This window comes from Inquilinus ginsengisoli (assembly GCF_050434925.1).
GTDB classification, from domain to species: Bacteria; Pseudomonadota; Alphaproteobacteria; order DSM-16000; family Inquilinaceae; genus Inquilinus; species Inquilinus ginsengisoli_B.
This window is the reverse complement of the sequence record NZ_JBNDJK010000001.1, coordinates 2513388-2534558: the sequence shown is the minus strand read 5'-3', so window position 1 is coordinate 2534558 and position 21171 is coordinate 2513388. Positions and strand designations below refer to the sequence as shown.

General features: G+C 68.6%; 20 protein-coding genes. 12 read left to right on the top strand and 8 right to left on the bottom strand.

The window, feature by feature from the left end; all coding sequences use genetic code 11:
- Positions 1-80: 80 nt before the first annotated feature.
- From QFZ27_RS12040 to QFZ27_RS12030, 3 genes are all read left to right on the top strand, one after another.
- Positions 81-845 (top strand): helix-turn-helix transcriptional regulator, encoded by a 765-nt coding sequence (locus QFZ27_RS12040; RefSeq protein WP_429226620.1) that lies wholly within the window; start codon positions 81-83, stop codon positions 843-845.
- 188 nt (positions 846-1033) lie between these two features.
- The gene (locus QFZ27_RS12035; RefSeq protein ID WP_429226619.1) at positions 1034-1162 is read left to right on the top strand and encodes a hypothetical protein; all 129 of its coding nucleotides are present in this window, start codon (positions 1034-1036) and stop codon (positions 1160-1162) included.
- A 92-nt stretch (positions 1163-1254) separates the two neighbouring features.
- Positions 1255-2016, top strand: coding sequence for a helix-turn-helix transcriptional regulator (locus QFZ27_RS12030; protein WP_429226617.1), 762 nt, complete (start codon positions 1255-1257; stop codon positions 2014-2016).
- 85 nt (positions 2017-2101) lie between these two features.
- Here QFZ27_RS12030 and QFZ27_RS12025 read toward each other — a convergent pair whose 3' ends face one another.
- The 7 genes from QFZ27_RS12025 to QFZ27_RS11995 form a co-directional block, all read right to left on the bottom strand.
- Positions 2102-2869: an ABC transporter ATP-binding protein gene (locus QFZ27_RS12025; protein ID WP_429232445.1), complete on the bottom strand. Its 768-nt coding sequence runs from the start codon at positions 2867-2869 to the stop codon at positions 2102-2104.
- 11 nt (positions 2870-2880) lie between these two features.
- The gene (locus tag QFZ27_RS12020) at positions 2881-3720 is read right to left on the bottom strand and encodes an ABC transporter ATP-binding protein (protein WP_429226616.1); all 840 of its coding nucleotides are present in this window, start codon (positions 3718-3720) and stop codon (positions 2881-2883) included.
- Positions 3717-4652 carry a nickel transporter permease gene (nikC, locus tag QFZ27_RS12015; RefSeq protein ID WP_429226615.1) on the bottom strand — a complete coding sequence of 312 codons (936 nt, stop codon included), beginning with the start codon at positions 4650-4652 and terminating at the stop codon, positions 3717-3719. The genes QFZ27_RS12020 and nikC overlap by 4 nt, the downstream gene beginning before the upstream one ends.
- A gap of 25 nt (positions 4653-4677) precedes the next feature.
- Positions 4678-5094 (bottom strand): endonuclease domain-containing protein, encoded by a 417-nt coding sequence (locus QFZ27_RS12010; RefSeq protein ID WP_429226614.1) that lies wholly within the window; start codon positions 5092-5094, stop codon positions 4678-4680.
- A 93-nt stretch (positions 5095-5187) separates the two neighbouring features.
- Positions 5188-6243, bottom strand: coding sequence for an ABC transporter permease (locus QFZ27_RS12005; RefSeq protein WP_429232444.1), 1056 nt, complete (start codon positions 6241-6243; stop codon positions 5188-5190).
- 28 nt (positions 6244-6271) lie between these two features.
- Complete coding sequence (locus tag QFZ27_RS12000; RefSeq protein WP_429226612.1) at positions 6272-7861, bottom strand: ABC transporter substrate-binding protein; 1590 nt, start codon at positions 7859-7861, stop codon at positions 6272-6274.
- Between the two features lie 187 nt (positions 7862-8048).
- Positions 8049-9641, bottom strand: a complete 1593-nt coding sequence (locus QFZ27_RS11995; protein ID WP_429226610.1) for an ABC transporter substrate-binding protein — start codon at positions 9639-9641, stop codon at positions 8049-8051.
- 198 nt (positions 9642-9839) lie between these two features.
- Here QFZ27_RS11995 and QFZ27_RS11990 point away from each other — a divergent pair, with 198 nt between their 5' ends.
- The 8 genes from QFZ27_RS11990 to QFZ27_RS11955 all read left to right on the top strand — a co-directional run bounded on the left by QFZ27_RS11990 (position 9840) and on the right by QFZ27_RS11955 (position 16112).
- Complete coding sequence (locus QFZ27_RS11990; protein ID WP_429226609.1) at positions 9840-10103, top strand: helix-turn-helix domain-containing protein; 264 nt, start codon at positions 9840-9842, stop codon at positions 10101-10103.
- A gap of 104 nt (positions 10104-10207) precedes the next feature.
- The gene (locus tag QFZ27_RS11985; RefSeq protein WP_429226608.1) at positions 10208-10456 is read left to right on the top strand and encodes a cupin domain-containing protein; all 249 of its coding nucleotides are present in this window, start codon (positions 10208-10210) and stop codon (positions 10454-10456) included.
- Positions 10453-10950, top strand: a complete 498-nt coding sequence (locus tag QFZ27_RS11980; RefSeq protein ID WP_429226607.1) for a hypothetical protein — start codon at positions 10453-10455, stop codon at positions 10948-10950. Before QFZ27_RS11985 ends, QFZ27_RS11980 begins: the two co-directional genes overlap by 4 nt.
- Positions 10951-10980: 30 nt before the next feature.
- Positions 10981-12567 carry an ABC transporter substrate-binding protein gene (locus tag QFZ27_RS11975; protein WP_429226606.1) on the top strand — a complete coding sequence of 529 codons (1587 nt, stop codon included), beginning with the start codon at positions 10981-10983 and terminating at the stop codon, positions 12565-12567.
- Positions 12567-13085, top strand: coding sequence for a GNAT family N-acetyltransferase (locus tag QFZ27_RS11970; protein WP_429226605.1), 519 nt, complete (start codon positions 12567-12569; stop codon positions 13083-13085). Before QFZ27_RS11975 ends, QFZ27_RS11970 begins: the two co-directional genes overlap by 1 nt.
- A gap of 110 nt (positions 13086-13195) precedes the next feature.
- On the top strand, positions 13196-15142 hold the full coding sequence (locus tag QFZ27_RS11965; protein WP_429226604.1) for a calcium-binding protein: 1947 nt from the start codon (positions 13196-13198) through the stop codon (positions 15140-15142).
- Positions 15143-15572: 430 nt separating this feature from the next.
- A complete protein-coding gene (locus QFZ27_RS11960) occupies positions 15573-15755 on the top strand; it encodes a hypothetical protein (RefSeq protein WP_429226603.1) in 183 nt (60 codons plus the stop codon).
- A gap of 162 nt (positions 15756-15917) precedes the next feature.
- A complete protein-coding gene (locus tag QFZ27_RS11955; RefSeq protein WP_429226602.1) occupies positions 15918-16112 on the top strand; it encodes a hypothetical protein in 195 nt (64 codons plus the stop codon).
- 79 nt (positions 16113-16191) lie between these two features.
- Here the strand turns inward: QFZ27_RS11955 and QFZ27_RS11950 are convergent, their stop codons facing one another.
- Entirely contained in the window at positions 16192-18516 is a 2325-nt protein-coding gene (locus tag QFZ27_RS11950; protein WP_429226601.1) for a TonB-dependent hemoglobin/transferrin/lactoferrin family receptor, read from the bottom strand.
- Between the two features lie 455 nt (positions 18517-18971).
- Between QFZ27_RS11950 and QFZ27_RS11945 the strand changes: the two genes are divergently transcribed.
- A complete protein-coding gene (locus QFZ27_RS11945) occupies positions 18972-21155 on the top strand; it encodes a phosphocholine-specific phospholipase C (protein ID WP_429226600.1) in 2184 nt (727 codons plus the stop codon).
- Positions 21156-21171 lie beyond the last annotated feature (16 nt).

The following is a 21171-nucleotide window of genomic DNA, read 5'->3' as shown; positions in this document are numbered from 1 at the left end:
GCCGCACCGGGACGACGGGGGGCCGGAGGCCGTGCTATAACACGCCGCCCGGCCTCCGGCCGCCCATCGCGATGCCTGCCATGCCGGACGAGCACCAGTTCCTCGACCTGATCGGCCAGATCTACGACGCCGCGGCCGGCGACGAGGACTGGGCCGTCGTCCTGGGGGGTCTGACGCGGATGCTCGGCGCCCATGCGGCCGTGCTGCAGCGGCCCCAGGCGCCCGGCCAGGCGGTGCAGACGCTGGTCAGCGGCATCGACCTCGCCTATGTCGGGCTGTACGGCGCCCACTATCACAGCCTGCTGCCGATCCGGCCCTGGCTGCCGCGGCTGCCCGGCGGGTCGGTCTTCGTCGACCGCATGCTGCTGGCCGACCGGGACTATGTCCGGACCGAGTTCTACACCGATTTCCTGACGCCGCAGGACCAGCATGCCAGCCTGTCCTGGCTGGCCCGCAACCGGCAGGGCGGCGGGGCCACCCCGGCCCTGATCTCGATCTGGCGCTCGCACCGGCAACCGGAGTGGGAGCCGGCGCAGCTGCGCCTGCTGCACCAGCTCGCCCCGCATCTCGAGCAGGCGCTGGAGATCGAGCGCCGCCTCGGCGCCGGCGCGGCCCATCGGGTGGCGGCAGACTTGGTGCAGGGTGCCGCGGCGCTGACCTGGCACGAGCGCGACTGCCTGGCCGGGGTCGCCCGCGGCGCCTCCAGCGAGGAGATCGCGCGCCAGCTCGAGCTGTCGATCCCCACGGTCAACGACACCATCGAAGCCGCGATGCGCAAGCTGGCGGCGACCAGCCGGGGCGAGGCCGTGGCCAAGGCGATGGTCCTCGATCTGCTCGGGGGGTGATCCCCTAATCCTCGGGGATTGAGGCAAACGCCACAATCCGCGACCCTGGCGGTGGAATGTCGCGCGGTGCGCCCGCCGTTTTCCGGCTTTTTTGCGCCGAGATGGAAACAATTCGACGCAAATTCTGTTCTGATTGTGGTGTGGCCGCCGGGCGCGATGCGGGATCGCCATTGGGTGGGGAAGTGCAGATGAATCCGATTCTGATGGCGGCCTTCGGTCTGATCGCGGTGCTGCTATGGCGCGCCGGCCCGGGCTTCGCGGCGGTGACGGGCGGCGCGGCCCTGTCGGCGGCGGCGCTGCTGCTGACGCTGTACTGAAGGCGCAGCGCGCGGCTTCGGCAAGAGCCGTTAAAGAATCACAAATCTGGTATAGTCTCGGGTGACCGCCGGTGCCACGCCGGCGGTTTGCTGTGCCCTTGCCCTGCTTCGCCATGCCGGATGACCGCGCTATCGCCCAGCTGGTCGGCCAGACCTACGACGCCGCCCTCGGCGACGAGGACTGGGCGGTCGTGCTGCGCCGGGTGCTGACGCTGCTCGGCGGCGAGGCCGCGGCGCTGCACCCGACCGGCGCCCCGATGCCGACCGATGTCGCCATCCGCGTCGGCTGCGACCCGGCCTATATCCCGCTCTACAACGCCCATTACCACCAGACCTGGCCGATCCTGCCGATGATGCAGCAGCTGCAGGCACAACCGGTCTTCGTCGACCGCATGCTGGTGCCGCAGGACGATTTTCTCCGGACCGAGTTCTACAACGACTATGTCCGGCCGCAGGACGGCCACAGCGGCCTGTACTGGGTCGCTTTCGACCGGCTGGGCCTGGGGGCTCATCTGTCGCTCTGGCGGTCGCCGCGCCGCCCCGATTGGAGCAACGAGGAGGTCCGGCTGCTGCAGCATATCGGCCCGCATATCGGCCGGGCGCTGAAGATCCAGGGCCGGCTCGTCGCGACCGGCACGCGTGGCGGCGACGCGCCGCCGCTGCTGGCGCCGCGCGAACGGGACTGCCTGGCCTGGGTCGCCCGCGGCGCCTCCAGCAAGCAGGCGGCCCAGCGCCTGGCGCTGTCGGTCTACACCGTCAACGAATATGTCGCCTCGGCGATGCGCAAGCTGCGGGCGACCAGCCGCAGCGAAGCCGTCGCGACCGCCCTCAGCCTCGGCCTGCTCGATGCCTGAACAGCGCGAACCGACGGCCTGACCCGCCAGTCCCGATGATGCCGTGCCGGGAGAGGGTCCTGAGCCTTTCGCGCCTCCGGCACTCCTACGCCGCGAAATCCTCGATCCGGTCGGCGGCAGCGCGGTCGTAGCCGCGGCTGGCCTCGAGCAGCTGGCGGGTATAGGGCTGGGTCACGGTGCCGTCATGCAACTGCGCCGCGGTCAGGGTCTCGACGATGCGGCCGCGGTTCATCACCGCCAGCCGGTCGCACATCACCGACACCACGGCGAGGTTGTGGGTGACCAGCAGGTAGGTCAGCCCGCGCTCGGTGCGCAGCCGCTTCAGCAGGTTCAGGATCTCCGCCTGCACCGAGACGTCGAGCGCCGAGGTCGGCTCGTCCAGCAGCAGCACCCGCGGCTCCAGCACCAGCGCCCGGGCGATGGCGACGCGCTGGCGCTGCCCGCCCGACAGCTGGTGCGGATAACGGAAGCGGAAGCTGGGGCCGAGCCCGACCTCCTTCAGCACCCGCTCGACCCGGGCGTCGCGGTTGTCGAAGCCGTGGATCGCCAGCGGCTCCATCAGCGTCGCATCCACCGTCTGGCGCGGATGCAGCGAGCCATAGGGGTCCTGGAACACCATCTGGCACAGCTTGAAGAAGCCCTTGTCGCGGCGCCGCCCCTGCTCCCGCCCGTCGACGGTGATCCGGCCGGTCCAGTCCCAGTTCAGGCCGGACAAGGCGCGCAGGATGGTCGACTTGCCGGAGCCGCTTTCGCCGACCAGGCCGTAGCTCTCGCCTCGCGCCACGCTCAGCGAGGCGTCGCGCACCGCATGGGTGTCGCCGAATACGACGTCGAGGCCGGTGATGGTGATCATCGGATCCATGGTCACGCCTCCAGCCAGGCCGGGTCGCGCTGCAGCACCGGCAGGAACGGCCGGGTGTCGCCGATCTGCGGCAGCGATTCGAGCAGGCCGCGGGTGTAGGGATGCTTCGCCTGGTGCAGCTCCGCCGCCCGGCAGCTCTCGACCACTCGGCCGGCATACATGATCAGGATGCGGTCGCAGAAGCTGGCGACCAGGTTCAGGTCATGGCTGATGAAGATCAGCCCCATGCCGCGCTGGGTCACCAGGTCGTCGATGATCGCCAGCACCTGCATCTGCACGGTGACGTCGAGCGCCGAGGTCGGCTCGTCCGCGATCAGCAGATCCGGGTCGGGGATCAGCATCATCGCGATCATGATGCGCTGGCCCATGCCGCCCGAGACCTCGTGCGGGTACAGGCCCCACACCCGCTCCGGATCGCGGATGCGCACCGCCTCGAACATCTCCAGCACCCGCCTCTTGGCCTCGCGGGCCGAGGCGCGCTTGTGGATGCGGTAGGCCTCGGCCACCTGCTCGCCCACCGTGACCACCGGGTTGAGCGAGAATTTCGGGTCCTGCATCACCATCGAGATGCGGCGGCCGCGGATGGCGCGCATCTGCCGCTCGCTCTGGCGCTGCAGGTCGATGCCGTCGAACACCAGCCGGTCGGCCTGGGCCCGGCCGGGCGATGTCACCAGCCGCAGGATGGCGCGGCCGGTCATCGACTTGCCGGAGCCGCTTTCGCCGACGATGCCCAGCTTCTCGCGTCCCAGGGTGAAGCCCATCCCGCGCACGGCGCGCACCGGGCCCTTGGCGGTGTCGAAGGTGACCGAGAGGTTCTCGACCTCCAGCAGCGGGCGGCTCAAGACTGCCCCCCCTGCTTCGGGTCGAGGATGTCGCGCAGCCCGTCGCCGAGCAGGTTGAAGCCCAGGCTGACCACGAAGATGGCGATGCCGGGCATGGTCGCGACCCACCACTGGTCGAGGATGAAGCTGCGGCCCTTGGAGATCATCGCCCCCCATTCCGGCAGCGGCGGCTGGGCGCCGAGGCCGAGGAAGCCGAGGCCCGCCGCGGTCAGGATGATGCCGGCCATGTCGAGCGTGACCCGGACGATCACCGAGGACAGGCACAGCGGCACCACATGCCGGGCGACGATGCGGGCGCTGGAAGCACCCTGCAGCCGGACCGCGCTGATGAAGTCGGCGTTGCGGATGGTCAGCGTCTCGGCCCGGGCGATGCGGGCATAGGGCGGCCAGGAGGTGATGGCGATGGCGATGATCGCGTTCTCGATACCGGGCCCGAGGGCGGCGACGAAGGCCAGCGCCAGGATCAGCTTCGGGAAGGCTAGGAAGATGTCGGTGATGCGCATCAGCACCGCATCGACCCAGCCGCCGAGATAGCCGGAGACGGTGCCGATCAGGAGGCCGACCGGGGCCGCGGTGATCGCCACCAGCACCACGATCAGCAGGGTCAGCCGGGTGCCGTAGATGATGCGGGACCAGATGTCCCGGCCGAGCTCGTCGGTGCCGAACCAATGCGCAGCGCTGAAGGGCTGCAGCCGGTCCGCCAGGTCCTGCTCGATCGGCGACTGGTGGGCCAGCAGCGGCGCGAGCGCGGCAGCGACCAGCAGCGCCAGCACGATCACCAGGCCGACCATCGCCAGCGGGTTGCGGGCGAGTCCGAGCCACAGCAGGTACAGCCGCCCGAGCCGGGCCTGGCCGCGCGAATGCGGCGTGTCGGACAGCAGCCAGCCGCGCCAGGTCTCGGCCTTGGGCAGGGTGTCGGAGGAGTGGGTCATGGCTGGAAGTCCGACGACAGCGCGATCATTCCCTCTCCTCGGGGAGAGGGAGGGGCCCGCCGCGTTGGCGGCGGGAGGGTGAGGGGGCGGCTCGGTGCCGCAAGCTGTGCGCGATCATCTCGGCCACCGCCTCGGTCTCCTGCAGAACCTGATGGTTCCAGAAGCGAAGCACGGTCACGCCCTGCGCGTTCAAGTAGGCCGTGCGATCGCGATCCCCTTCCTCCGTGTGCTGGCCGCCATCGACCTCGATCGCCAACCGGGCCTGCTCGCGATAGAAGTCCAGGATATAGGGGCCCAAGGGATGCTGACGACGGAACTTCGTCCCTTCGATCTGTCGGCGCGAGAGTACGAACCACAGCTTCCGCTCCGCATCGGTCGCGGTCTGCCGAAAGCGTCGCGCTCGTCCGACCGAACGGCTCTCCAACTCCCGGTCGCCCACCATCCCCCTCACCCTCCCATTCGCCAACGCGAATGGGCCCCTCCCTCTCCCCAAGGAGAGGGAATATATCGCGGGCTTCGATAACCTGCGTATCGGTCATCGCGCCCTCGGGTCCAGCACGCGGTACATCAGGTCGGACAGCATGTTCAGCCCGATATAGACGGCGCCGACCACGATGGTGCCGCCGAGCACCGCGTTCATGTCGGCGTTGAGCAGGGAGTTGGTGATGTACTGGCCGAGGCCCGGCCAGGCGAACACCGTCTCGGTCAGCACCGCCCCCTCCAGCAGCCCGGCATAGGACAGCGCCACCACGGTCAGCAGCGGCACCCGGATGTTGCGGAAGGCGTGGCGCCAGATCACCGCCCGCTCCGACACGCCCTTGACCCGCGCCGTGGTGACGTATTCCTGGCGCAGCTGGTCGAGCATGAAGGACCGCGTCATCCGGCTGATATAGGCGAGGCTGTAATAGCCGAGCAGCGCCGCCGGCAGCAGCAGATGGTCGATCGCGTTCCAGAACACCTCCCATTCGCCGGCCAACGCGGCGTCGAGCGTGATCACGCCGGTCACCGGGTCGACGAGGCCGTCATAGAACACGTCGAGCCGCCCGGGCCCGGCCACCCAGCTGAGCTTGGCGTAGAACAGCAGCAGGCCGACCAGGCCGAGCCAGAAGATCGGCACCGAATAGCCGATCAGTCCGACCACCCGGACGAGATGGTCGGGCCATCGGTCGCGATGGACCGCCGCCATCACCCCCGCCGGGATGCCGAAGACGATGCCGAACAGGACGCCCAGCGTCGCCAGCTCCAGCGTCGCCGGGAACACCCTGGCGATATCCTCGAGCACCGGGCGCGAGGTCAGCACCGAAGTGCCGAGATCGCCCGACAGCACGTCCCCGGCATAGCGGGCGAACTGGTCCCAGAGCGGCTTGTCGAGGCCGAGCTCGAGCCGCGCCTTCTCATAGACGTCGCGCGGCGCCCGGTCGCCGACCACGGCGAGCACCGGGTCGATCGGCACCACCCGGCCGATGAAGAAGGTGACGAGGAGCAGGCCGAAGAAGGTGGTCGCCAGCGAGGCGATCACGCCGGCGATGCGGAGGGCGAGCCCGCGCCGGCGACGGCGGCGGGCGCCGCCGGGCCGGGCGGGGGCCGGCACCGGTTGGAGGTTGGTGGCGGTCACGAGGTCACGACTTCCTGCCGGTCCAATACTGGTTCCTGTCATAGGTCGCCGACCAGGTGAGGCCGGTGACCGATTTGCGGCTGGCGATCACCTCGGACAGCTGGAACATGAAGGCGAAGGGCGACGCCTGCTGGTGGCGGCGCTGGATGTCGGCATAGATCTGCGCCCGCCTGGCGCCGTCGGTATCGAGCACGGCGTTCTGGGCGTCCGCGGTCAGGGCCGCATCCTGCCAGCCATTGGCCCAGGCCTGGGTCTTCGAGGCGGTGGCGTCGCTGTTGTCGGTGTTGACGGCGAAGGTCCCGGCATTGGAGTCCGGGTCCTCATAGTCCGGGCCCCAGCGGCCGATATAGATCTCGTGCTTGCGGGCGCGCTGCTTGGACAGGACCTGCCGGGCGTCGCCCGGGATCAGCTCCACCGCCACGCCGGCCCGGGCGAAGCTGGCCTGGATGGCCTGGGCGATGTCGATATAGGGCGACTGGTTGATCACATCCATCGTCGCCTTGAACCCGTCCGGCAGGCCGGCCTGGGCCAGCAGCGCCTTGGCCTTGTCGACGTCGAGCTTGAACGGCGCGTCGTCGATCGCGCCCAGCATGCCGGCCGGCACCAGGGTCTGATGGACGGTGGCGAGGCCATGCATGATGGTCGCGACGATGCCGTCATAGTCGATCAGGTATTTCAGGGCCTGCCGCACCTCCGGCTTGTCGAAGGGCGGGTGCAGGACGTTGAAGCTGACATAGAAGATCGACATCTTCTGCACCGGCTCGAGCGTGATGTCGGCATTGCCCTGCAGCGATTTGATCTGGTCCGGGGTCAGGTTGCGGGCGATGTCGACATCGCCCTTCTGCAGCAGCAGCAGCCGGCTGGAGGACTCCGGCACATGGCGGATGAAGACCCGGCGGAATCCCGGCTGGCCCTGCCAGTAGCCGTCGTTGCGGTCGAGCGCCAGCAGCTCGTTGGGCTTCCACGACGCCAGCTTGAACGGGCCGGAGCCGGCGGAATGCGTCTTCAGCCAGTCATGGCCGAAATCGCCATTCGCCTCATGCTCCTGCACCAGCTTGCTGTCGACCACGGCGGTGACGGTGGCCGTCAGGCAGTTCAGCACGAAGGTCGGCGCATAGGCCTTGTCGGTCGTGAACACCAGCGTCCGGTCATCCGGCGCCGTGACCATCCGGTCGACATTGTCCGCCGTCAGCCCGAACCGGCTGACGATATAGGCCGGCGCCAGGTTCAGCTTGATCGCGCGCTGCAGCGACCAGGCCGCATCGCGGGCGGTCAGCGGATTGCCGGAGTGGAACGTCACCCCGTCGCGGATCCTGAAGGTGTAGGTCCGGGCGTCGTCCGACACCGCCCAGCTTTCGGCCAGCAGCGGCACGAGCTTGCTGGCGTCCTTCTGGTCGTAGCCGAGCAGCCGGTCATAGACCTGGGCCAGGTATTCGGTCGACGACGCCTCGAAGATCTCGGCCGGGTCGAGCGAGACCAGGTCGTCGATCACCCAGGCCTCGACCAGCGTGTCGGGCGGCGTGCCTGCCCTGGCCGCGAGGCCAGAACAGGCGATCGTCGCCGCGAGGATGCCGCAGGCGAGCAGCTTCAGCACCGTTCCGGATCCTCGTTGTGCCAGCCGACGCCCCCCATATCCCTCACCGTCATGGCGAGCCCCGCAGGGGCGTGGCCATCCAGGATCGTTGGGCCCGTTCGGGCTGCGGGACCGGATGGCCGCGCTTCGCTCGCCATGACGAGGAAGATATTGAAGAGTCGCCGTCAATAGGGATCGGCATTACTGCTCAGGACTTCTTGCCGGTAAAGTAGAAGTTGCTGTCGAAAGCCGGACCCCAGGTGATGCCCTCGACATTCTTCCGCATCGCCGGCACCTCGGTCTGCTGGAACATGATCGCGAAGGGCGAGACCTCCATGTGCTTGCGCTGCAGGTCCTCATAGATCTTCGCCCGCTTGGCGCCGTCACGCTCGGTCACCGCGCCCTGCGCCGCCTTGGTCAGGTCCGCGTCCTGCCAGCCGTTGCGCCAGGCCAGGGTCTTCGACTTGGCGTCCGGGCCGTTGTCGACATTGATGGCGAAGGTCTCGGCGTTCGAGTTCGGGTCCTGATAGTCGGTGCCCCAGCGGCCGATATACATGTCGTGGTTGCGGGCCCGGTACTTGGTCAGGGTCTGCTTGTTGTCGCCGGGGATGATCTCGACCTGCACGCCGGCCTGGGCGAAGGTCGACTGGATCGACTGCGCCATATCCATCGAGGGCGAGGCGTTCCAGACGTCGAAGGTGGTCTTGAAGCCGTCCGGCAGCCCGGCCTTGGCCAGCAGTTCCTTGGCCTTGGCGACGTCCAGCTTGAACGGCTCGTCGGCGATCTCGCCCAGCATGCCCTGCGGGATGAAGCCCTCATGCTTGACGGCGATACCGCGCATGAAGCTGTTGGCCATGCCGTCATAGTCGATGAGATATTTCAGCGCCTGCCGCACCTCCGGCTTGTCGAAGGGCGGGTGCGTGGTGTTGAAGCTGACGTACCAGACCGAGCCCTTCGGCGCGTTCTCGAGCTTGATGTCCGGGTTGCCGTCGAGCGACTTGAGCTGCTCGGCGCTGAGGTTGCGGGCAATGTCGATATCGCCCTTCTGCAGCAGCAGCATCTGGGTCGCCGCCTCCGCCACATGGCGGGTGAAGACGCGGCGGAAGGCGGCCTTGCCCTGCCAGTAGTCGTCGTTGCGGTCCAGCACCAGGGACTCGTTCGGCTTCCAGGCCGACAGCTTGAACGGACCGGAGCCGGCGGAATGCGTCTTCAGCCATTCATGGCCGAAATCGCCGTTCGCCTCATGCGCCTTCACCTCCTTGCTGTCGACCACCGAGGCGACGCCCGAGGTCAGGCAGTTCAGCACGAAGGTCGGCGCGTAGGCCTTGTCGGTCTTGAACACCAGGGTCCGGTCGTCCGGCGCCGTGACCAACTGGTCGACATTCTCGGCGGTCAGGCCGAACTGGCCGAGGATGAAGGCCGGCGACAGGTTCAACTTGACCGCGCGCTGCAGCGACCAGGCCGCATCCTGGGCGGTCAGCGGGTTGCCGGAGTGGAACTTCACCCCGTCGCGGATCTTGAAGGTGTAGGTCAGGCCGTCGTCGGAGACGGTCCAGCTTTCGGCCACGCCGGGCAGGATCTTGCTGACGTCCTTGACGTCGTAGCCGATCAGCCGCTCATAGACCTGGCCCTGGTACTCGGCCGCCGAGAACTCGAAGATCTCGGCCGGGTCGAGCGAGATGATGTCGTCGATCTGCCAGGCCTGGACGAGAGTGTCCTTCGGCGTTTCGGCCATCGCCGGCAGGCTGGCGCAGGCCAGGATCGTCGCTGCGAGTATGTTGCGGGTGAAACGCTTGATCACGTTTTCCCCTCCCTGTTTGTTATGTCCATGACCACGGAACGGCACCGGGCAGATCATCTTCCGGGCCGCGCCGAACCGGAGTCAAGCCGCAGCCCCGGAGCGCGCCCGGTAACGTTCCCTGGGTCGGCATCCTGCCATCAAAAAAATTTTGATGGCAGCTAAATTCCGACTAGGCTCGCTCTCGACAACGGGGGGCTCATGGCGGGGGACGCGGCAGCGCAGACAGCCGATGCACGGGCGGCCGTGCCGCATCTCGGCCGGGCCATCCGCGCCCGCCGCCGCGCGCTCGACCTCACCCTCAAGGACCTCGGCCTTCGCAGCGGCCTGTCGGTCGGCTTCCTGTCGCAGCTGGAGCGAGACCTGGCGACGCCGTCGCTGAGCGCCCTGTCCGGCATCGCCGGCGCGCTCGGCGCGTCCCGCTCGATGCCTTCCTGGCCGCGCCGCGCCCGGCCAGCGGCCTGACCCGCCGCGGCGAGCGGCCGCTCTTCGCCATCGGCGACGCCCCGCCCGACCGGATTCGCTACGAGCGGCTGAGCGCCGCCTTCCCCGGCCAGGCGCTGAACGCCGTGCTGGTGCATGTGCCCCCCGGCTACGCCTCGGAGGCGGTGCAGCATGAGGGCGAGGAGATCGCCTTCGTGCTGGAGGGATCGCTGCTGGTCGGCATCGGCGAGGAGAGCATCCGCCTCGATGCCGGCGACAGCCTGCACTACCCCGCCGGCCGGGCGCATCGCTGGAGCAACGCCCATGACGGCTGGACCCGCGTGCTGTGGACCGGGACGGCCCCGATCTTCGACCGACTGCGAGACGAGCCATGACGACACTGACCGACCCCAAGGTGGCCGCTGCCGTGGCGGCGCTGGCCGCGGCTCAGGCCGAGCCCGGGCAGCCGCAGGCACTATATCAGGCCGCCGACGCCGCATACCGGGCGATGCTAGGCCACAGGCTGTTCACCATCATGGCACTGCGCGCCGACACCGCGGAAGCCGAGCGGGTCTACACCAACGATGCCGCGTCCTATCCGGTCACCGGCCGCAAGCCGATGCACGAAGACCGCTGGTCGGCCCAGGTGATCGGCCGGCGCGAGGTGTTCCTGGGCCGCACCCTGGCCGAGATCGCCGAGGTGTTCCCGGACCATGAGCTGATCGGCTCGCTGGGCTGCGGCGCGGTGCTGAACTTCCCGGTGGTCTATGACGGGCGGGTGCTGGGCACGGTCAACGTGCTGGACGCCGAGGGCCGCTATGACGAGGCCGCCGCCGAGCGGGGCCGCTGGCTGACCCCGCTGCTGGTGCCGGCCCTGCTGGCCGGCTGACGGAATCGAACACAAACAGGGAGACAAAGAATGCGGATCCTACCGTCCTTCCTTCTCGCCGCGGCGCTGCTGGCGCCCCCGGCCCCCGCCGTTGCGGCAACGCCGGCCGACGCGCTGGTGGTGGCCAAGAACATCGACGACATCGTCAGCCTGGACCCCGCCCAGGCCTATGAGTTCACCTCCGGCGAGATCGTCACCAACACCTATGACCGGCTGGTGCAGTACGAGGCCGAGGACATGCAGAAGCTGGTCGGCGGGCTGGCCGAGAGCTGGGCGGTGTCCGACGACGGCAACACCCTGACCTTCAAGCTGCGGCCGGCCGTGGCCTTCCAGAGCGGCAATCCGGTGCGGCCGGAGGACGTGGTGTTCTCGTTGGCCCGCACGGTCAAGCTGAACAAGGCGCCCGCCTTCGTCCTGACCCAGCTGGGCTGGACGCCGGACAATGTCGAGCAGATGGTGCGCAAGACCGGCGATGCCGAGGTGACGGTCACCACCAGCGGCGGCTTCGCCCCCAGCTTCGTGCTCAACATCCTGGCGTCGCGCCCTGCCTCGGTGGTCGACGAGAAGACGGTGGCGGAGCACGCCAAGGACGGCGACCTGGGCAATGCCTGGCTGGGCCAGAACTCGGCCGGCACCGGGCCGTTCGTGCTGCGCGCCTACAAGCCGAACGAGTCGATCATGCTGCGCGCCAACCCGGCCTATTTCCGCGGCGCCCCGGCGATGAAGTCGGTGATCTACCGCCATGTCGCCGAGCCGGCGACCCAGCGCCTGCTGCTGGAGGCCGGCGACGCCGACCTGGCGCGCGACCTGACGCCGGACCAGGTGGCGGCGCTGGAAGGCAAGGACGGCATCGCCATCGGCACCTACCCGCAGGCCGCGGTGCACTTCTTCAGCCTGAACCAGAAGGTCGAGGCGCTGCAGAACCCCAAGGTCTGGGAGGCGGTGCGCTATCTGGTCGACTATGACGGCATGACCAAGAGCTTCCTGCGCGGCCAGATGAAGGTGCACCAGGCCTTCTGGCCCGAGGGCTTCCCCGGCGCGCTGAACGACACGCCGTACACGCTCGACGTCAACAAGGCCAAGGCGCTGCTGGCCGAGGCCGGCGTCAAGGACGGGCTGACGATCAAGATGGACGTGATCTCCAGCCCTCCCTTCACCGAGATCGCGCAGTCGCTGCAGGCGACCTTCGCCCAGGCCGGCATCACGCTGGAGCTGGTGCCCGGCACCGGCAGCCAGGTGATCACCAAGTACCGCGCCCGCAACCATGAGGCGGTGCTGCTGTATTGGGGGCCCGACTTCATGGACCCGCATTCCAACGCCGGCGCCTTCGCCTATAACATCGACAATTCCGACGGGTCGCCGCAGAGCACCACCACCTGGCGCAACAGCTGGCTGGTGCCGGAGCTGAGCGCCGAGACCGACGCCGCGCTCAAGGAGCGCGACGCCGCCAAGCGCGACGCGATGTATGTCGACCTGCAGCGCAAGGTGCAGGAATCCTCGCCGATCGTGATCATGTTCCAGGCGGTCGCCCAGGTGGCGATGCGCAGCGCCGTGCACGGCTACGCCAACGGCGCCACCACCGACCAGATCTATTATCGGTTGGTGACCAAGCAGTGATGCCGGACAGCACCATCGAGACCGAACGCCTGGTCCTCCGCCCCCACCGGGCGGAGGATTTCGCCGACCTCGCGGCGATGTGGGCGGATCCGGAGGTGACCCGCTTCATCGGCGGACGCCCCTCCACGCCCGAGGAGAGCTGGGCCCGGCTGCTGCGCTATGGCGGGCTGTGGGGGCTGCTCGGCTTCGGGTATTGGGCGGTGCATGAGCGCGCCACCAGCCGCTTCGTCGGCGAGGTCGGCTTCGCCGATTTCCGGCGCGGCCTGGGCTTCGACGGCGTGCCGGAGGCCGGCTGGATCCTGATGCCCTGGGCCCAGGGCCGCGGCCTGGCCGGCGAGGCGGTCCGCGCCGCCCTGGCCTGGGCCGACGCCCGCGTCTGGGACCGCAGCGTCTGCATCATCGACCCGGAGAACGCGCCGTCGCTGCGCCTGGCGGAGGCCTGCGGCTACCGCGAGGCCGACCGCATCACCTACAAGGACCACCCGGTCATCCTGCTGGAGCGTCTGCGGCAGTCCTAGGGCCAGGCCGCCGCAATTCCCCCGCGGTGCGGCCACAGTGTCGCCGCCGTCCCTTCCTATACGCCTGCCGCATTGGACGATTGCGGCTGCGGCCGGGGGAGGATTGCAACATGGCGTATTTCGAGGGCACCGCGGAGAACGACGTCATCGTCGGCAGCTCGGGCGGCGAAGCGGACACCATCTTCGGCCTCGACGGCGACGACAATCTGAGCGGTCTCGGCGGCAATGATTCGCTTTATGGCGGCAACGGCAACGACACCCTCATCGGTGGCGATGGCGACGATACGCTGCTGGGCGGCGCCGGAGGCGACATGCTCGACGGTGGGGCCGGGATCGACTCCATCTCCTATGCCGACAGCCCCGTGGGCTTTCCCGTCACCGTCAACCTCGCGACCGGCCATGCCCAGGGCGGCATGGCCGCCGGCGACACGCTGATCGGCATCGAGAACGTCACCGGCACCTGGAGCACCGACATTCTCACCGGCAGCGCCGCCGCCAATATCCTGGTCGGGCTGCATGGCAATGACGTGCTCGACGGCGGCGCCGGCAACGACCGGCTCGAGGGCGGCGTCGGCGTCGACACGCTGACCGGCGGCGACGGCGACGACGTCATCGACGGTGACTACGGCGCGGATGCGATCAACGGCAGCGCCGGCAGCGACACCGTCAATTACGCCGCTTCGGTCGGCAACGTTGTGGTCGACCTCTCGGCCGGGCATGGCGGCGGCTTCTACGACGATACCGGCGACACCTATCAGGGCATCGAGAACGTCGTCGGCAGCCAGTACTGGGACGAGATCACCGGCGATGCCGTGGCCAACCGGCTGGACGGCGGCGCCGAGACCGACAAGCTGCGCGGCCTGGCCGGTGACGACACGCTGATCGGCGGCGCCGACGCCGATGCGCTGGAGGGCGGCGACGGCTACGACACTGCCGATTACAGCACCAGCGCCGCCGCCGTGCATGTTTTCCTGGCGGGCGGCACCACCAGCGGCGGCGACGCGGCGGGCGACACCCTGACCGGGATCGAGGGGCTGGCCGGATCGCATTTCGACGACACTCTCACCGGCGACGCCATCGCCAACCGGCTGCGGGGCGGCGACGGCCACGATTCGCTCTATGGCGATGCGGGCAACGACATCCTCGAAGGCGGCGACGGCCTGGATGCGATGACCGGCGGGCTGGGCGCCGACATGCTGGACGGCGGCGCCGGCCGCGATGCCGCCCACTATTACGGCTCGGCCAGCGGCGTCACGATCGATCTCGCGGCCGGAACCGGAAGCGGAGGCGAGGCGCAAGGGGACACCCTGCACGACATCGAGATGGTTTATGGCAGCCTTTGGAACGACCGCCTCACCGGCAATGCCGGCGACAACTATCTCTTCGGCAACAGCGGCGACGATGTGGTCGACGGCGGCAGCGGCCTGGACAGCCTGGCCGGCGGCGAGGGCAACGACGTGCTCCGCGGCGGGGTGGGAGCGGACACGCTCGAGGGCGGCACCGGCATCGACACCGCCAGCTATTATAACGGCACCACCGGAGTCGTGGTCAGCCTGGCCAGCGGCCTCGGCAGCGCCGGCGAGGCGCAGGGCGATACCCTCTCCGGCATCGAGAACCTGTCCGGCAGCCAGGGCTGGGACAGCCTGTACGGCAATGCCGGCGCCAATGTGCTGCAGGGCTGGAACGGCAACGACGCGCTCTTCGGCAGGGCCGGCCAGGACACGCTGACCGGCGGTGCCGGGGCGGATCGTTTCACCTTCGCCGCCGTCGGCGACAGCGTGGTCGGGGCCGGTGCCGACCGGATCACCGACTTCAGCCACGCCCAGGCCGACCGCATCGACCTGGCGGCGGTCGACGCCAACAGCGGCGCCGCCGGAGACCAAGCCTTCAGCTTCATCGGCACCGGCCTCTATACCGGCGTCGCCGGCCAGCTGCGCATGGCCGTCGTCAACGGCGTCACCACCGTCGCCGGCGACATCAACGGCGACAAGGTCAGCGACTTCCACATCGCCCTGACCGGCAGCATCGCCCTGGTGGCCGCCGACTTCGTGCTCTGAGCCGCCAGGCGGAAGCGCGCAGCACCAATCTTCCCTCCCGCAAGGGAAGGTTGGTGCTGGACCATCATCACGTTGCATCCCCGAGCATCCTCGGAAGGGGCGAACTCGCGAATTGGCCACGGCCCACCGGGAGGACGCTCTGATCAGCCTCGGCCAGAACGCGATACCATACTCATGGATAATCACCCGACCGATATGTCGAGCTCGATAGATGTCAGTACGATAGTGATTGTCCCTGCCGGGATGTCTAATCCACTGGTGCAGCGGGTTGGAGACAACCGGACGAACCCCGGAATACCTGCAGCTTCTGGCGCAGCAGGCGGCGCAATCGCAACAGGTGTTGGCCCGTCCGGCAGAAAGCAGCTCCGACCTTGATCCGGTGACGCCGCCCTGACGGACGGATCCGGATCTTCGATGAGGAGGAAAGATCATGTCGTACCTGAAGCTCGCCCGCCCCTTCGCCCTGGCCGCTCTGATCGTGCTCGGCGTCGGCGCGGCCGCCATCGATGCTGCCCAGGCCGAAACCGGCATTCAGTCCGAGCACGGCCCGTCGGATCAGCAGAGCAGCAATCCGAACGGCCCGGCCTGCCCCGCCAGCAAGCCCTGCAACTGACGGCATCGTGGCGGTCCGCACGAAAGGGCGGCGGGCATAGGCTGCCGCCTTTCCAAATACCGGCGAGAGCTTCATCCTGGGGACGGCGCGCTTTGCGCGCGGCGTTGCAGTGCGAAGCCCGTCCCATCCTCATTGCGACAGCCTGATCGAGGAACTCGGATCATGCAGACTCCGGTACCGGCATTCATTCCGATGGTTCTGGCTGCCCTCGCCATAACCGCCTGCTCGAGCCCCCAGGTCCCGAGCGATCGATTCAACCTCAGCGTTCGAGACCCGACGGCCGCTGTCGAAGCCCAGGCCGATCCGAACGCCGAACCCGGCGTGAATTCGTCCAATCCGATCGTTCCGCAGCCCTGACGGACCTCACCCCATCCGGCGCCGGCCAGTCCCGGCGCGGAGCGCGGGAGCCGGCCAGGGATCACGCACGCCGCCCTTCTCAGAACCTGTACGTCAGGTTCACGCGCACGCTGCGGCCCGGCTCGGTGTAGTAGCGCAGCGGTTGGGTCGGATCGTCGGGCACGTTCAGCGCGTCGTAATACTTGCGGTCGAACAGGTTGAACACGCCGGCCTGAATGCGCACGCCGTTCAGCCGCTCCGGCTCCCACCAGCCGGTCAAGTCGACGATGGCGTAGCCGGGCGCCTTGAACTGCGTCTCCTCGTCCTCGACCTTGTCGCGCTTCGTCGCCATGGTCACCGAGGCGTCGGCGCCCCAGCTGGCGGCGTCGTAGCCGAGGCCGAGAATGGCGCGCAGCGGCGGCACCGAGTTGAGATAGATGTCCTCGCCCTCGTCGCGGCCCACCGCCCAGGCCAGCGAGGCCCAGCTGCGCCAGCCGTCGCCGAAGCGCCAATGCGCCGCGGCCTCGATGCCGTAGATCCGCACCCGCGCCCGGTTCTGATAGGCGCTGACGCCGAGCGGATAGGTGCCGGACGGCACGCCGACGCTTTCGGGATCGACGCTGACCGCGTCGATGAAGTTGCGGTACCAGTTGTCGAACCAGGTGATCGAGCCGCCGAGGTCGTCGTCGCCGAGCCGCGCCCCGATCTCGTAGCCGCTGCTGGTCTCCGGCTTCAGATCCGGGTTGCCGAGCCGGAGATAGGTGCCGGCGCCGCCATAGTTGAGGTACAGCTGGTCGGCCGTCGGCGCCTTGAAGCCCTTGGCCCATTGAGCATAGAAAGTCACCTCCTCCAGCGCCTGCCAGGACAGCATCACCTTCGGCGACAGCGCGCTGTCGGAGGACGAGGACGGCAGGTCGCCGCCATTGGGCCCGGCATTCGCCCCAACATTCGGATTATCGCGATAGGCCGCGGTCTCCTGCGGGTTCAGCTCGTACCAGTCGAAGCGCAGGCCGGGGGTGATCTTGACCCGGCCGTCGAGCAGCGCGATCTCGTCCTCGGCATAGAGGCCGACGGTGTTGCCCTGCACCTCCGGCATGTCGGCCTGGTTGCTGTGCAGGAAGCTGCACAGCCGCGGGCCGAAGATCGGCGGCCGCGTGGTCGGCGTCGCCGGGCAGTTGTCGACGCCGCCGGAATGCTGCTCGACCCCGATGTGATAGTACTCGCCGCCCAGGGTCAGGCGGTTCGGCAGCCCGACCAGGTCGACCGTCTTCCCGGCCTCGCCGTTCAGGCCCCACAGCGTCTCCTCGATCCGGTTCCGGCGCTCGTAGCGACCGCTGGGATAGCCGTATTGGAACGGGTCGCCCGGGATGATGAAGGCGCGGGAATCGACGCTGCGCAGGCCGTCATTGCCGTCGAGCCGCTCGGTCTCCAGCCAGTACAGCGTCAGATGTGCCCGGTCGAGCAGCCCGCCCGAGTCCGGCGCCGTGTAGTCGTAGTCGACCGAGGCGCGCTTGCGTTCGGTGCGCTCGAGGCCGTCGTCATGACCGATCAGGTAGCTCTCGCCCGGTCCCTGGTCGGTTCGGATGTCGAGATTGTCCTGGCGGCGGAAATACTCGCCGGTGAAGGACAGGCGGTGGCCGCCCTCGAAATGATGCGCCAGCTTCACCAGGATGTTCTGCTGGTCGTAGTCGTCCGGGTTCGGTTTGGTCCGCTCGGCACCGTAGCCGCCGACATTGCCGCGGTTGTCGAGCTCGTGGCCGATGCGGAAGCCGCCCTGCAGCATGAGATAGGTGTCGGTGGCGATGCGGCCGGCGACCGCGGCGCTGCCGCCGACGCTGTCGTCGTCGCCCTGATAGCCGAACTTGCCGATGCCGCCATAGTCCTGGCCGTCGGCCAGCAGGTCCTCCGGATCGAAGGTGCGGAGCGCCAGCACGCCGCCGAGCGCGCCCGAGCCGTAGCGGCTGGAATCGGCGCCGCGGATGACCTCGACCTTGGACAGGGAGTCGAAGTCGAAGCTGCGCAGCCCGCCGCGGACCTCGCGGGCGCCGTCGTTCAGATAGGGCAGCCGGATGCCGTCGAGCGTGGTCAGCACCCGGTCGCCGTCGAGGCCACGGATGTTGATGCTGTCATTGGCACGGTTAAAGTTCACCCCGGCGTCGACGCGGCGCCCGAGATCGGTCCAGCTGCGCACGAAGCGCTGGTCCAGCTCCTCCCGGTCGGTGCTGTCGGTCCAGGCCGGCTGGTCCTCGACCGCGGCACCGGTGACCGGGATCGGCGCCAGCTGCAGCGCCGGGTCGGCCGGTTGGACCGGCCCGGCCGGCGTGGCGGTGTCCGGCACCGACTGTGCGAGAGCGGCCGCGCCACCCAGACTCAAGGCGCCCAACGCCACGCCCAGGCGCAGCGCACCGCGATACCGACCGACCATGCTGACTTCCCCCACTGCGCGAGAACGAGTCCGGCGGCTGGGGGACGATCCGACCTGGCTGAACCGGGAATGCGACGGCGCGGGCGTTGATTGGCCTCGGACCGCGCGATCCGGTTGTGAGTTATCCGCAGCGGCGCCGAAACGTCAACAATATTCTGCAAATCATTCTCAATCTCATTTCACTCGACACGAAATCAAATTCGGCAAGCATCCGCGGAACCTTCCGCCATGTCGGCAAGAGAAATCATCCACAACATTCCTGAGAAAACCCAGCGAAGCGACATCTGACTGCAACAAACCTTGGCTACGGTCCGGCCACATTTGAAACAGCACCATTACCGACGTCGCAATCCCCCGGGATTCGCGGCGGAGGGCGGTGCTGTGCCTGATGCATGTCCGGCGACCACTGCCCCGACGCGACCGGAGCGTCGAGTTTCCCTTCGCAAGGATCCGAAATGACGTCCGAAAGCAGGCGCGACTTCCTGAAGATGGCCGGTGCCGCGGCCGGCGGCGCCGCTGCGCTGTCGATGTTCCCGCCGGTGATCCGCGACGCACTGGCCATCCCCGCGCACAACGCCACCCGCTCGATCAAGGATGTCGAGCATGTGGTGATCCTGATGCAGGAGAACCGGTCCTTCGACAATTATTTCGGGACCTTCCCGGGCGTCCGCGGCTTCGGCGACCGCTTCACCATCCCGCTGGCGAACGGCCGCAGCGTGTTCCAGCAGTGGAACGGCACCCGGGTGGTGATGCCGTATCACCTGGACGAGCGCCGCGGCAACGCGCAGCGCGTCTCGGGCACGCCGCACAGCTGGGGCGACGCCCAGGACGCCTGGGCCAACGGCCGGATGAATCAGTGGCCGCTGTTCAAGCACGACCAGTCGATGGGCTACTACAAGGAGGGGGAGGTCCCCTTCCAGTACGCCCTGGCCAACGCCTTCACCCTCTGCGACGCCTATCACTGCTCGCTGCATGGCGGCACCAACCCGAACCGGCTATTCCACTGGACCGGCACCAACGGGCCGACCGGCGCCGGCGTTGCCGCGGTGGTCAATGAGTGGGACGATTTCGGCCCGTCCAGCCAGGGCTACACCTGGACCACCTATCCGGAGCGGCTGCAGAAGGCCGGCGTGTCCTGGAAGCTGTACCAGAACCTGCCGGACAACTTCACCGACAACCCGCTGGCCGGGTTCAAGCAGTACCGCCGCGCCAGCGAGGCGATGGGCAACGGCCCGGACGGCAAGCCCTATATCCCCTGGCAGCCGTCGCAGGACAAGGCGCAGCCGCTGTACAAGGGCGTCGGCAACACCATGCCGGCCAGCGGCCTGCTGGAGGAGTTCAAGGCCGACATCCGCGCCGGCAAGCTGCCCCAGGTGTCCTGGGTGGTGGGGCCGGAGACCTATTCGGAGCATCCCGGCCCGTCCAGCCCGGTGCAGGGCGCCTGGTACATCCAGGAGGTGCTGGCGGCGCTGATCGCCAATCCGGACCTGTGGAGCCGCACCGTCCTGATCGTCAATTTCGACGAGAATGACGGGTTCTTCGACCATGTGCCGTCGCCGGCGGTGCATTCGCTGAACCCCGACGGCAGCCCGGCCGGCGCCTCGACCCTGTCGGACCAGGCGATCGCCTTCGAGCGCTTCAACTACCCGGTGCCGCCCGGCACCAAGGGCCAGCCGGCGCCGGACGGCCGCGTCTTCGGCCCCGGCCCGCGCGTGCCCTGCACCATCGTCTCGCCCTGGAGCCGCGGCGGCTGGGTCAACTCCGAAGTGTTCGACCACACCTCGGTGCTGCGCTTCCTGGAGCGCCGCTTCGAGGTGCAGGAGCCGAACATCAGCGCCCATCGCCGCGCGGTCTGCGGCGACCTGACCTCGGCTTTCAACTTCCTGACCCCGAACAGCGAGCGGCCGCCGCGGCTGCCGACCCAGACCAAGGCCCAGGCCGATGCGCTGCGGGCGCAGCAGGAAGCCCTTCCGCAAGTGCCGCTGCCGGACGAGGGGGCGCAGAAGGCCCCGCGTCAGGCCCGCGGCATCCGCCCGTCGCGCGCCCTGCCCTACGAGCTGAATGCCGGCGCCGAGACCGACGCCGCCGGCAACCGGATCCGGCTGCACTTCGCCAACACCGGGGACCAGGGCGCCGTGTTCCACGTCTATGACCGGCTGCATCTCGACCGGGTACCGCGCCGCTACACGGTCGAGGCGGGCAAGGAACTGGCGGGCGAGTGGACCACGTCCCCCGACTACGGCAAGTACGACCTGTGGGTGCTGGGGCCGAACGGCTTCCACCGGCACTTCACCGGCTCGGTCGTCGCCAATGGGCGCAAGCCGGCGCCGGAAATCGCGGTCTCCTACGACAAGCGGGCCTGCGGCCTGATCGTCAAGCTGATCAACCGCGGCAACGTGCCCTGCGTGTTCACGCTGAAGGCCAACGCCTACAGCCTGTTCAACCTGCCCCGGCGGCAGCTGGTGGTGCCGCACGGCCAGTCGACCGCCTATCTGCCGCTGCTGCTGCAGGGCAAATGGTACGACTTCACCGCGCGGGTCGAGGGTGACGCCCTGTTCACCCGGCGCTTCGCCGGGCGCATGGAGGACGGCACCCCAAGCGTGTCCGATCCCGCCATGGGCGATCTCGGCCAGGCCTGACGGATGCCCCCGCGCC